This is a genomic window from Nonomuraea sp. NPDC050680 (assembly GCF_040654555.1).
In the GTDB taxonomy this organism is placed as follows: domain Bacteria; phylum Actinomycetota; class Actinomycetes; order Streptosporangiales; family Streptosporangiaceae; genus Nonomuraea.
This window is the reverse complement of sequence record NZ_JBFAIF010000004.1, coordinates 73479-85512: the sequence shown is the minus strand read 5'-3', so window position 1 is coordinate 85512 and position 12034 is coordinate 73479. Positions and strand designations below refer to the sequence as shown.

13 protein-coding genes are annotated in these 12034 nt (G+C 70.8%); 5 read left to right on the top strand and 8 right to left on the bottom strand.

All coding sequences use genetic code 11. The features are described from left to right. Window positions 1-194: 194 nt before the first annotated feature. Both AB0H88_RS16090 and AB0H88_RS16085 read left to right on the top strand, forming a co-directional pair. Window positions 195-680 (top strand): carboxymuconolactone decarboxylase family protein, encoded by a 486-nt coding sequence (locus AB0H88_RS16090; RefSeq protein ID WP_357644961.1) that lies wholly within the window; start codon window positions 195-197, stop codon window positions 678-680. Between the two features lie 104 nt (window positions 681-784). Further along, window positions 785-2125 carry an FAD-binding oxidoreductase gene (locus AB0H88_RS16085; RefSeq protein ID WP_357644959.1) on the top strand — a complete coding sequence of 447 codons (1341 nt, stop codon included), beginning with the start codon at window positions 785-787 and terminating at the stop codon, window positions 2123-2125. A 135-nt stretch (window positions 2126-2260) separates the two neighbouring features. Here the strand turns inward: AB0H88_RS16085 and AB0H88_RS16080 are convergent, their stop codons facing one another. Further along, window positions 2261-3121: a helix-turn-helix transcriptional regulator gene (locus AB0H88_RS16080; protein WP_357644957.1), complete on the bottom strand. Its 861-nt coding sequence runs from the start codon at window positions 3119-3121 to the stop codon at window positions 2261-2263. 131 nt (window positions 3122-3252) lie between these two features. On the opposite strand from AB0H88_RS16080, the gene AB0H88_RS16075 reads away from it, so the two are divergent. Further along, window positions 3253-4248 carry an aldo/keto reductase gene (locus AB0H88_RS16075; RefSeq protein ID WP_357644955.1) on the top strand — a complete coding sequence of 332 codons (996 nt, stop codon included), beginning with the start codon at window positions 3253-3255 and terminating at the stop codon, window positions 4246-4248. A 30-nt stretch (window positions 4249-4278) separates the two neighbouring features. On the opposite strand, the gene AB0H88_RS16070 is transcribed toward AB0H88_RS16075, so the two are convergent. The 5 genes from AB0H88_RS16070 to AB0H88_RS16050 form a co-directional block, all read right to left on the bottom strand. Further along, entirely contained in the window at window positions 4279-5664 is a 1386-nt protein-coding gene (locus AB0H88_RS16070; RefSeq protein ID WP_357644953.1) for a serine hydrolase domain-containing protein, read from the bottom strand. A 73-nt stretch (window positions 5665-5737) separates the two neighbouring features. Continuing rightward, complete coding sequence (locus tag AB0H88_RS16065) at window positions 5738-6796, bottom strand: winged helix DNA-binding domain-containing protein (protein WP_357644951.1); 1059 nt, start codon at window positions 6794-6796, stop codon at window positions 5738-5740. A 39-nt stretch (window positions 6797-6835) separates the two neighbouring features. After that, complete coding sequence (locus tag AB0H88_RS16060; RefSeq protein ID WP_357644949.1) at window positions 6836-7636, bottom strand: alpha/beta hydrolase; 801 nt, start codon at window positions 7634-7636, stop codon at window positions 6836-6838. A 77-nt stretch (window positions 7637-7713) separates the two neighbouring features. After that, window positions 7714-9027: an RNA polymerase sigma factor gene (locus AB0H88_RS16055; protein ID WP_357644947.1), complete on the bottom strand. Its 1314-nt coding sequence runs from the start codon at window positions 9025-9027 to the stop codon at window positions 7714-7716. Beyond that, complete coding sequence (locus tag AB0H88_RS16050; RefSeq protein ID WP_357644945.1) at window positions 9024-9362, bottom strand: YciI family protein; 339 nt, start codon at window positions 9360-9362, stop codon at window positions 9024-9026. The genes AB0H88_RS16055 and AB0H88_RS16050 overlap by 4 nt, the downstream gene beginning before the upstream one ends. 155 nt (window positions 9363-9517) lie before the next feature. On the opposite strand from AB0H88_RS16050, the gene AB0H88_RS16045 reads away from it, so the two are divergent. Continuing rightward, the gene (locus tag AB0H88_RS16045) at window positions 9518-9973 is read left to right on the top strand and encodes a pyridoxamine 5'-phosphate oxidase family protein (protein ID WP_357644943.1); all 456 of its coding nucleotides are present in this window, start codon (window positions 9518-9520) and stop codon (window positions 9971-9973) included. Between the two features lie 43 nt (window positions 9974-10016). Here the strand turns inward: AB0H88_RS16045 and AB0H88_RS16040 are convergent, their stop codons facing one another. After that, on the bottom strand, window positions 10017-10598 hold the full coding sequence (locus AB0H88_RS16040) for a TetR family transcriptional regulator (RefSeq protein ID WP_357644941.1): 582 nt from the start codon (window positions 10596-10598) through the stop codon (window positions 10017-10019). A 119-nt stretch (window positions 10599-10717) separates the two neighbouring features. On the opposite strand from AB0H88_RS16040, the gene AB0H88_RS16035 reads away from it, so the two are divergent. Continuing rightward, complete coding sequence (locus AB0H88_RS16035) at window positions 10718-11416, top strand: GNAT family N-acetyltransferase (protein WP_357644939.1); 699 nt, start codon at window positions 10718-10720, stop codon at window positions 11414-11416. Window positions 11417-11439: 23 nt separating this feature from the next. Here AB0H88_RS16035 and AB0H88_RS16030 read toward each other — a convergent pair whose 3' ends face one another. Next, window positions 11440-11985, bottom strand: coding sequence for a dihydrofolate reductase family protein (locus tag AB0H88_RS16030; RefSeq protein ID WP_357644937.1), 546 nt, complete (start codon window positions 11983-11985; stop codon window positions 11440-11442). Between the last annotated feature and the right edge of the window lie 49 nt (window positions 11986-12034).

Here is a 12034-nt window from a genome sequence, read left to right as displayed (position 1 = left end):
CACTGGTTCCTGCCTGTTCGTTCTCGACCGTGCCGTGCATGAGATCCCGGTCCCCACCGCTTTGTGACACCCAAAATCGGTGGCGCACGTCACATCGCCGCGCTGTCACAAGGATCGGGTCGCCGGGATCTCTTGTTCGCCAGGACGCCGCGCCGACGATGGCGGCACCTACCACCGCGAATGAGGACCACATCATGGAACCCCGCATGGACCTGATGGCCAACGAGCTCGGCGCCAAGATCGCCAAGCGAATCTACAACGCCTCCCTGGCGATCCAGCAGTCGCCGCTCCCCCAGGCCATCCAGGACCTGGTGATGCTGCGCGCCAGCCAGATCAACGGCTGCGGTTTCTGCGTCGACTACCACACCAAGGACGCCACGGCCGCCGGGGAGAGCGCGGTCCGGCTCCACCTGGTCGCCGCCTGGCGCGAGTCCACCGTGTTCACCGAGGCCGAGCAGGCCGCGCTCGCGCTCACCGAGGAGGGCACCCGGCTCGCTGACGCCCACCACGGCGTGTCCGACGATACCTGGGCCCAGGCGCGCGAGCACTACGACGACGACCAGATCGTCGCGCTGGTCTTCCTGATCGCCATGATCAACGCCAACAACCGGCTCAACGTGATCGTGCGCAACCCGGGGGGCTCCTACCAGCCCGGCATGTTCGACGGCATGGCGAACTGACCGGCAGACCGATCCCCGCCGGCCCGGGATCGAGTCCATCTGGGCCGGTCGCGCACCTCACCGCCCCACCAGTCCGGCTCTCGTGAAAATTTGGAAGGAACGTCATGAGTTCAGCGCTTGAAACCCTTCGCCATGACTTCGGCGGCGACATCATCGAACCGGGCGCAGCCGAGTACACATCGGCCAGCCGCTCGATATTGGCTTCGGGCAGCCCTGCCTATGTCCTGCGGCCCAAGAGCGTCGAGGACGTCCAAGCAGGTGTCAGATTCGCCGCCGGCGCGGGGCTTTCGCTGTCCGTACGCGGCGGGGGGCACAGCTTCGCGGGCTTCGGCACCCTTGACGACGGTGTCGTGATCGACCTCGGCAAGCTCGCGGACGTCGAGGTCATCGACAAGGAACGTCATCTCGTACGGATCGGCGGCGGCGCCACCTGGGGTCAGGTCGTGGCCGCCCTGGCCCCGCACGGCCTGGCGATCTCCTCAGGCGACACCAAGGGCGTCGGCGTCGGCGGGCTGACGTTGACCGGTGGCATCGGCTGGAAGGTCAGGAAGTACGGCCTCGCGCTGGACAACCTGGTCACCGTGGAGGTGGTCACGGCCGGCGGAGAGGTCGTACAGGCGAGCGAGGAGGAGAACCGGGAGCTGTTCTGGGCGATTCGCGGTGGCGGCGGCAATTTCGGGATCGTGACCGCCTTCGAGTTCGCGGCCCACCCCACGACGGACATCTTCTTCGGCAGGATCGCCTTCCCGGCGTCGGAGGCGGCCACCGTGCTCCAGGGCTGGGCGGACCACCTCCGTACCGCGCCCGAAGAGCTCACCTCCGTCGTGGAGTTCGCCAATCCCTTCGCGGGCGGGCCCGAAGCGCCGGTCGAGATCCGCGTCGCCTTCGACGGCGATGACCCGGATCTCGCGGCGCGGGCCATCGACCCGCTCCGCCGGCTCGGGACGGTGGTCGACGACGATGTCGCGCTGAGGCCCTATGCGGACGCGCTTGTGGACGGCGCCACCCCGCCGCCGGGCATCCAGCTGGTCACCCGAAGCGCGTTCGTCGGCAAGGCCTCGGTGCCCGAGCTCCTTCGGGCCCTTGTCGAGGTCGGGGCCGCGCAGGGGTCGCCGTTCATCGCCGTCCGCAGCGTCGGCGGTGCGGTGTCCCGAGTCTGCGACGATGCCACCGCCTACGCGCATCGCCAGGCGGAGTTGATGTTCGTGACCACCATCCTGGGGCCGCAGCCGGTCGTGGAGGCCGCGCGTCCTGCTCTGGACGCGATCTGGACGAGACTCGCACCCCACGTCAACGGCGCCTATGCCAACTTCCTCACCTCCGCCACCGAGGAGGATGTCGCCGCGATCTATCCCACGCGGACCTACGAGCGGCTCGCGGCGGTCAAGCGTCAGTACGACCCCGGCAACCTGTTCGCCCGAAACCACAACGTCCGGCCTCAGTAGGCTCGGCGCCAGGCATCCGGTGAACAGATGGCGGGCGTGTTTCCCCCGCTACCGGCCACCATCGGCAGGGCCACGCGCCGGTCTCGATGGCGGTGGTGGTGTAGATCGAGGTGGTGAGCGTGCCCATCGGCCGCTTCACCGGGCGGGCGTGCCCGTTGCCCCCGTGGGGAACTCTTCGATACCGAGTACGCGCAGCAGCTCCAGCCGCTCGCGGGTCTCGGCGTCCGCCGGGGTGAGCACCAGGAGCTGCTGACCCTGGTCGGGAGTGACCAGGGTCTCGCAGTCCATCACCAGGCGGCCCACCCTCGGGTGCAGCATGGTCTTGCGGTCGGCGCGCCGGACCGCCACCTCGTGTTCGGCCCAGAGCCGCCCGAAGTCGGGGCTCGCGGCCCGCAAACGGTCGAGGAGTGCGGCGACCGTGGGGTCGCCGGACCGGCGGCCGGCGGCCACGCGCAGGTCGGCCACGAGCTGGCGGGAGTGACGCTCCTGCTCCTCCGGCGGGCAAACGGCGCGCGCGGCGGGCTCGGTGAACCACCGGTACGCGACGTAGCGCCGGTCGCCGGAGAAGCCGGTGTGGTCGCCCATCAACAGGACGTCCGCCCGGTTCTGGGCGAGGACCTCGCCCAGATCGGACAGCACCAGGGCCGGGGTGTCGCCGAGCAGGTCGAGCATGCGCATCAGGCCGGCGCGGGCCAGGCGAGCCACCCCGTCGGCGGGCGGGGGCCGGTGGCCGGCCAGGTGGAACAGGTGGTCACGCTCGTCGTCGGACAAGCGCAACGCCCGGGCCAGCGCGCCGAGCAGCTGGGTCGAGGGCTGGCTGCTGCGGCCCTGCTCAAGGCGTACGACATAGTCCACCGACATGCCGGCAAGCATCGCCACCTCTTCCCGGCGCAGGCCGACGGCGCGGCGGCGAGGGCCGTCGGCGAGGCCCACCTCCGCCGGGCGGATCGCCTCCCGGCGGCGGCGCAGGAAGTCGGCGAGCTGGTCACGTTGCATGACCCCATGGTCTCTCGCGGCGGGCGAGCCGAGCCAGGGAGCGACTCTCCCACGATGAACGCTCCGCTCCCGCCCGTCCCGGCCCGGGCCCAAGGTTGGGGGGACGACGTCAGGACAACGAGGAGAATGTGATGCAGATGCGAACCCTGGGCCGCACCGGACCGGTCGTTTCCGCGCTGGGCCTGGGTGCGATGGGCATGTCCGGCGCGTACGGCACGGCCGACCGCGCGGAGAGCATCGCCACCGTGCACGCCGCGCTGGAGAGCGGCGTCACACTGATCGACACCGGCGACTTCTACGCCATGGGCCACAACGAGTTGCTGCTCGCCGAGGCGCTGCGCGGCCGGGATCGCGACAGCTACAAGCTGAGCGTCAAGTTCGGCATGCTGCGGGGGCCGGGTCACGAGTTCGGCGGGCATGACAGCCGTCCCGAGGCGGTGAAGAACTTCCTGGCCTACTCGCTGACCCGGCTGGGCACCGACCACATCGACCTCTACCGTCCCGCCCGGCTGGACCCGGCGGTGCCGATCGAGGAGACGGTAGGCGCGATCAAGGAGATGATCGACGCTGGACACGTGCGGCACATCGGCCTGTCGGAGGTCGACGCGGCGACGATCCGCCGGGCGCACGCCGTACACCCGATCGCCGACCTGCAGATCGAGTACTCGCTGATCTCCCGCGCGGTGGAGGCGGACGTGCTGCCCACACTGCGGGAGCTCGGCATCGGCCTGACCGCGTACGGCGTCCTCGGCCGTGGCCTCATCTCCGGGCACTGGACCGCCGGCCACACCGCCGGGCCCGGCGACAGCCGCGGCCTCAGCCCGCGCTTCTCCGGCGGGAACGTGGAACACAACCTCGCCCTCGTGGAGGCCCTGCGCCGGATCGCCGAGGCGAAGGGCCGCACCGTCGCCCAGTTGGTCATCGCCTGGGTGGCCGCGCAGGGCGAGGACATCGTGCCGCTGGTCGGCGCTCGCACCCGCGAGCGGCTGGCCGAGGCGCTGCCCGCGATGGATCTGAACCTCACCGCGGACGACCTCGCCGAAATCGAGAAGGCGGTGCCGCCGGGCGCGGCCCGCGGCGACCGATACCCGTCCGCGTTCATGTCCCACCTTGGCGTGGGCAACTGAGTCCGGCCAGAACGGTGCCGACGATGGCCGTCATGAACGTGAAGGCCAGAGGCGCGCGATTACCAGTGCCGTCCCCGCCACCGCGGCCGTCGCCAGCCAGATCATGAACGTCGGGTAGAGGTATGCCACCTGGATCCAGGCAATGTCGCTGCCTCGGGCGAGCACCCGGAAGACCGGGGCGATGGCCGTACACAGGATGAGCGGGAACAAGTACGGCAGCAGCCGCCATCGCTGCCAGCCCGTCCGGCGGGCGGCCCAGCGCCGGGAGCGGGCCACGCCGCGCACCGCCAGCGCGACGGTCGCCAGCGTCAGCAGCGTGAACACCAGGTCGGTGGCCAGGAAGGGAGAGGAGGGCGAGTCCGGCCGCCGGCCCTCGATCAGTGCGACCAGGCCGTCCATGAGCGCGGCGCTGTCGGCGAAGGCCATGCCGGTGTTGGCCATGACCGCCACGCCGTAACCGGACTCGGGCATCAGCAACTGCTGGGCGGTGGAGGTGAACAGGTCGCCGCCGTGGCGTACGACGGGTGTGCCGCCCGCGGTCCGGTCGAGCTCCCAGCCGAGGGCGTAGTCCGGGTTCTGGGCGGAGGGCGTGCGCAGCTCCTTGACGTTCGCGGGAGACAGGATGCCGCTGCCGCCGTTCTGGGCGATCAGCCAGCGGGCCATGTCGTTGGCGCTGCTGAGCACGCCGCCGGAGCCGTTGCCGAACCCGCGCGGCTCCGGCACGGCGATCGCCTGGCCGAGGAGGTAGAGGTGACCCCGGGCGCTGCCCGGCAGGTCCCGATCGGTGTCGATCGTGCTGCTGTGGCGCATGCCGAGCGGCGTGAACACGTGCGTCTTGAGGTAGCCCGCGAACGGCTCGCCGCTCACCACCTCGACCAGCCGGGCGGCGACCTGGTAGTTGGTGTTGTGGTAGCTGAAGGCGGTGCCCGGCTTTGAGGCGAGCCGCGCGTCTCTGAGCCGGCTCACCGAGCCCTGGAGCGAGTCGGGCTGAGGCAGGCTCTTCTCGTGGAAGGCCGAGTCGGCCATGCCCGACGTCTGGTTGAGCAGTTGGCGCACCGTGATGTCGGCCGCCCGGGAATCGGCCATCTGGAACTCGGGCAGATAACCGCGAACCGGCTTGTCGAGCTCGACCCGGCCTTTCTCCACCAGTTGCAGGACGGCCAGCGAGGTGAAGGACTTGCTGACCGACGCGAGCGCCATGGGGGTGTCGGCGGTCACGGGCTCGCCTGTCGCGGTCCGGCCGTAGCCCGCGGCGTGGACGACCTGCGTCCCTTTGGTGACCGCCACCGCTACACCCGGCAATCCGGTCGCTTCACGATATTGGGTGATGAACCCGTCGATCGAGGTGGGGGTCGGCGGGGCGGGAAGTGCGGGAAGTACGGCCAGGAAGAGCGCCGCGAGAGTGTTCAGGAGCACCCGTCAACGCTAGGGACCGCGCCTGCCCCGGCACATTGCGGAAACCCTCACCATCCCTTGCGGAAAACCGCCATCAGATCCCTCTGACCTCGCCGGCCTGGCCCGGTTCGGCGAAGGCGAGCAGTCTGGCCGCCTCCTCCTGGATCTCCTGGGCCTGCCCCGGCGACACCGGTGCGAACATCTCGACGCTGACCACCCGCTTGTCCCGCTTCCATACCCCTCGTACGAACCCGTCGACGAGGACCGTGCCGAGCACCTGCCCGTTGATGGTGATGACGCGCTTGCGGTGTTCGTCGGAGATGATCCGCGTACGGTCGGCATGACTGAGCAGCACGTTGTCGAACGGCGCCAGCAGCCGCACCGGCGCCTCCACCTCCGGGCCGGGCCGGGGCGCGTCCGGCAGGTCGAACAGCCCCCTGTCCAGCTCGACCAGCCGCGGACGCAGCCCTTCGACCACCTGGCGCAGCCCGGTCAGCCCCGACCACGCCTGTACGTCGGCCACGGTCGCGGGCCCGAACGCGGCCAGGTAGCGCATGACCAGGTCCTCCAGCGACGGCGAGGGATGCAGCTCGCGGCCCAGCCACGACTCGGCCGTCGCGTACGCGGTCTGCCCGGCCTTGCCCCACACCGCCCTGGGCGGTACCTGGACCAGCGGCGCCAGCATGCGCATGACCTGCGCCAGGTCGGCGGCGTTCGTGCCGGGGAAGCGCCCGGCCAGCAGTGTTCCGAGCTTGGCCGCGGTGAGGGGTGCGCCGGTCAGCGCCTCGCGGCCCGCCTCGATGACCGCCGCCAGGTCCAGACTCGCCAGCTGCCGGCCGTACGCGCTGTTCAGGTATTTGGTGAGCTGCGGCTGCGTCAGCGACCGTAACGTCAGGCAGTCGGCGGCGCTGACCAGGTGCACGGTGCCGCGCATGAGCACGATCCGCACCGCCTCACGCCCGGTCAGCAGCCCCGCCAGCTCCTCGGGCCGGAACCCCTCCAGACGCGACCAGAGCCCGAAGTACGGCGGGAACGGCGCCTGAGCCTGCAGACCGACCAGGTGCTCCACCGCCTGTATCGCCGGCATCGCGTGCCGCTGGAGCAGGAGTTGCCTGGCCAGCGTGGCTCGGTTGAGCTCCCTGGGAGTGATCATCGGGCCACGCCGGCCAGCAGGTTCTTGGACATCAGGCGATCATACGGTGGGATCGCTGAGGAACTCCCGCAGCACCGGGGCGAGGACCTGCGGATCCACGTCGTGCGTCTGACCCTCCAGCGTGCGGTGCCGCCCTTCCGGAAGCGCGTCGGCCAGGCGCCGCGCCATGTCGCGCAGCCACGCCGGGCCGGCGCCGCCGTCGGCCACCAGGACGGGCACGCCCACCTTGGCCGCCAGTTCCACGGGCAACGCGCTGCCCGTGGAGCCGTTGCCCATGACGGCCGCGTCGTAGGCGAGGGTGGGCGCCAGCGCCTCCAGCGCGGGCCACATCGGCGCGCCCCGCATCCGGCCGATCAGCTCCGCAGGCAGCCCCACCGTGGTCATGAACAGCTCGACCGCGTCCCCACGCCGTCCCGCGGTCAGCAGCTCGGTCAGCTCGGCCTCATAGGCGCGGGCTCGCGCCGGCCGGTCCGCGTCGTCGGGACTGTAGGGCGGCTCGAACAGCGCCAGCCTGGTGATCGCCACCCCCTGAGCGGCCGCCCGCAGCGCCAGCGCCGCCCCCGAGGACATGCCGTACGCCGCCGCTGCCCCGCCGGCCTCGGCGATGACCGCCGCCAGGTCCTCCACCTCGCGCTCGACCTGGTAGGGCGCTGTGTCACCGCTGTCTCCCCGCCCGCGCCGGTCATAGGTGAAGACGGTGAAGTAGGGCGCCAGCAGCGCGGCCAGCGGCGCACCCGTGGAGCGGTCGCACAGCGCGCCGGTCACATAGATCAGCGCCGGGCCGCTGCCCGACCGGTCGTACGCGATGCGGGTGCCGTCGGCTGAGAGCACGGTGTGCATAAGGCTCCTTCTTTCCCTGGCCGGTCATCTCGCCTCACCGACGAACGGGACAAGCCGGAACCGACACCCGCGTCCCCTCAGCTGACCTCGGCCAGTCGTCCGGCCAGATAGCGGCGTTCGGAGTCGTTGGCGGCCAGGTCGAGCGCCCGCCGGTAGGCGTCGGCCGCCTCGCCGTCGCGTCCCAGACGTCGCAGCAGGTCGGCGCGCGTGGCCGGCAGCAGGTGGTAGCCGTCCAGCTCCCCCGACTCCGCCAAGCCGTCCACCAGCGCCAGCCCCGCCCGGGGGCCATCGGCCATACCCACGGCCACCGCCTGGTTCAGGCGTACCACCGGTGAGGGGACCAGCAGGGCGAGCCGGTCGTACAGGGCGACGATCTGCGCCCAGTCGGTGTCGGCGGCCTTGGCCGCGGTGGCGTGGCAGGCCGCGATGGCCGCCTGCACCTGGTACGCGCCGGGACGGCCTTCGAGCAGCGCCCGCTCCAGGATCTCGGCGCCCTCCGCGATCTCGCCGGTGTCCCAGCGGCCGCGGTCCTGGTGTTCGAGGGTCACCAGCACGCCGGCGGCGTCCACCCGGGTGGCCCGCCGGGCGTCGTGCAGCAGCATCAGCGCCAGCAGCCCGCGTATCTCCGGCTCTCCGGGCATCAGCCGCGCCAGCACCCTGGCCAGGCGGATGGCTTCGCCGCACAGATCGCGCCGCACCAGATCGGCGCCCGCGCTGGCCGAGTATCCCTCGTTGAACAGGAGATACACCACGCCCAGCACCGCCGTCGTGCGCTCGGGCAGCAGGTGGGCGGGCGGCACCCGGTAGGGGATGCCGGCGTTGCGGATCTTCGACTTGGCCCTGACCAGGCGCCTGGACATCGTCTGCTCCGTGACCAGGAACGCCCGCGCGATCTCGGCCGTCGTCAGCCCGGCCAGCGTACGCAGGGTCAGCGCCACCTGCGCCTCCAGAGCGAGCGCGGGATGGCAGCAGGTGAACAACAGTCGCAGCCGGTCATCGCCCACCCCGCTCTCGTCACCGCCCCGCTCGCCGTCCTGAGCGTCGAGCAGCGCCAGCTGCCGCAGCTTCTCGGCCCCGACGGCGTCGCGGCGCAGCCGGTCGAGCGCGCGGTTGCGGGCCGTCGTGGTCAGCCACGCGCCCGGCCGCCGCGGTACTCCGTCGCGCGGCCACCGTTCGAGGGCCGCGGCGAAGGCGTCCTGCGCGCACTCCTCGGCCAGGTCCCAGTCGCCGGTCATCCGGATGAGCGTGGCGACGACCTGCCCCCACTCCTGCCGGAACGCGGTCGCGACCGCCGTGGTGACCTGCCCCGTCACGGTTGCCAGGCTGGCCTGGTCGCGATCTGTGTCCGTCTCGGTCGCCCGTCCGGCCTGGTCGCGATCTGTGTCCGTCACGGTTGCCAGACCGGTCTGATCTCGATCTGTCCCACGCGCGCCCACGGATGGGCGGCGGCCAGCTCGATGGCCTCGTCGAGGTCGGCGCAGTCGATCACGCTGAACCCGCCGATCTGGTCCTTCGTCTCGGCGAACGGCCCGTCGGTCAGCAGCACCTCCTCACGGCGTACGCGCAAGATCGTCGCGTCGCTGCTGGGCCGCAACCCCATCGCGCCCCGCAGGATCCCGCGGCGCTCCATGTCCTCGCTCCAGCCACCGCAGCCGACCATGTCCGGATCCTGCCCGGCGACCGTCTCATCGGACACGTCGCTGCACAACATCAACACGTAACGCACCGATCCTCCTCGACAGTTGCCCGGGGCACGGGGTGGCCGGTCTCAGTCTGCCAGGATCCCCGGCCGGCAGGCCTGTGGGCAGTACGGTGAAGCGGCGGTCCGAGGTCGTTCTGTAAGGTCAGGCATCGATCTTGAGCATGAAGGGACCTCTTCCGATGAGCGACTCGCCCCGTACCCTGCACCAGCGCAAGCAGGACACCCTCGACCGGCTCGCCCGGGACGTCGACGCCTGGGTGGCCACGGCCGATGGCGAAGGCGGGACGCCCTACATGGTGCCGCTGTCCTTCCTCTGGGACGGCGCCACCCTGCTCATCTCCACTCCGGCCGCCAGCCCCACCAGCCGCAACCTTCAGGCCACCGGCAAGGTCCGTCTCGGCATCGGCCCGACCCGCGATGTGGTCCTCATCGAGGGAAGCGTCCAGGCAGTCCCGGCCGGCGAGCTCTCTGACCAGATCGGTGACGCCTTCGCCGCCAAGACCGGCTTCGACCCGCGCCGGCTCAGCAGCCCCTACCTCTATTTCCGGATCCAGCCCCAGCGTTTGCAGGCCTGGCGCGAGGCCGACGAGTTGGAGGGCCGCGACCTCATGCGGGACGGACACTGGCTCGGCTGACGCCCGACCAACGTCCACGAACACTGGCTCGGCTGACGCCCGGCTAACGCCCGGGGCCGGGCAGGACGCGTTCGACCACGTCGGTGACCAGGTCGTGGATCTGGCTCTCGGGAAAGACGTCCGGCAGCGTGAGCCGTTCGAGGATCAGCCAGTTGAGGGCCAGGTAGAGCAGGACCACGGTGGTCGCGTCGCCGGGCAGGCCGGACTCCACGTGGTAGGTGATGTTGGCGTCGACGTCGGCGCGGATGCGCTCGGTGAGCAGGCGGCGCAGCTCGGGGCGGCGGGTGGCCTCCAGGCGGAGTTCGAGCAGGGCCAGGTAGCCGGAGCGGAAATGGCTGACCCGGTCCACCAGGTCGTGCATGAGCTCGGTGACCCGGTCGCGGTCGCGCGGTCCCTCCAGCGCGGTGGCCACCATCGTGGCCTCGGGTTCCAGCCGTTCGTAGAAGCGGTGGCCGACCTGGGTGAGCAGGTCGTCGCGGTTGTCGAAGTAGTTGGAGGCCGTGCCGTTGGGCACCTGCGCCTCGACGTCGACGGCACGGAAGGTCAGCCCGCGCGCCCCTTCGCGGGCCAGTACCTCGATGGCGGCGTCGAGGAGCGCCGCCCGTCGTGCCGGGTTCTGCCGCATGCGTATCTCCTGGATCGGAATTCAAACCACTCTGATCATAGTACTCTGCTGGAGATACGTGAATTTCGTTCACCTGAATTCGAGAACGGTACCCAGATATAACGAGGACCGTGACTCGCATGCATTCGCCCATCACGCCGCCCGGCTGGTTCATCGCCCGGCTTCATCTCGGGGACGAGCGGGGGGTCGCGGCGGCCGCCGCCGTCGTCAACGCCGCTCTCGGCCACGGTGTGCTCACCGTCGACCGGCTCCTGCGGCACATGCGCGATGACGAGAGGGTGCAGTTCCTGGCGGCCTTCCCGCAGGGGTCGATGACGCCGGTGGGCGCGGCCCTGGCCCAGGTGGTCGACGACGAGGAATATCGCGCGTTCACCGCCCCGATGCCGCAAGGGATCCTCTCCCCCACGCCGCCGTCCGCCGATGGCCGCCGGGTCGGCATCCTGAGCACCATGGCCGTGGTGCCGTCGGTACGCCGTCGTGGCCTCGGCACCGCCCTCGCCGCCCAGCGCACCGCCTGGCTGAGGGAGCGGTGCACCGAGGCGTACGCGATGGTGTGGCTACGCGACCGGCCGGGGCGTGCCGACGGAGTGCTGAAGGCGGCCGGCTGGGAGCCGGTGACCACCGTCCACCGATACTGGGAACAGGCCTCGGTGGTGGGCGACTGCCACTGTCACCGGTGCGGCTCGCCCTGCCGCTGTGACGGCCTGCTGATGCGCCTGCCCCCCGAGCGCATCCGCCCCGACGTCGACGCCGACATCACCTTCCATGCGCAGCCGGGGCTGCCCGGCGACGCCACCGGGGCCAGCGGCCACCGGTGAAGGGCGGCTCGCCTCCAGCCAAGTCACGCCCCGGCGTAGGTGAGGGAGAGTACGCCGGTGCTGAGTGTCCGGGAGTCGGCCAGCTGCAGCGGGATCTGCCCGGTGCCCTCCTCGAACAGGCGCTTGCCGGAGCCGACCACGATCGGGTGGATCAGCAGGCGCAGTTCGTCGAGCAGGCCGTCGGCCAGCAGCGACCGGACCAGGGCGGCGCTGCCGGTGATGCCGATGTCCTTGCCTGGCTGCTGCTTGAGCTCGGTCAGCCCGGCCGCGACATCGCCCTTGATGATCGTCGTGTTCTGCCACTCGGCGGTGTCGAGGGTGTTGGTCACGACGTACTTGGGGGTGTTGTTCATGCGGTCGGCGAAGGGGTTTTCGGCCGGGTCCTGGTGCGGCCAGTGGGCGGCGAACTCCTGGTAGGTCTGCCGTCCGAGGAGCATGGCGTCGGCCTGCTCCATCTGTGAGCCGACGATCTCCCCCATCTCATCGTTGAAGTAGGGGAAGTGCCACTTCTCCGGGGACTCCACGACGCCGTCCAGGGAGATGAACAGGCCCGCCACGATCTTTCTCATCGCTGTGCTCCTTGTCTGAGGTGCCCTCAGCCTCTCACCGAAAAATATA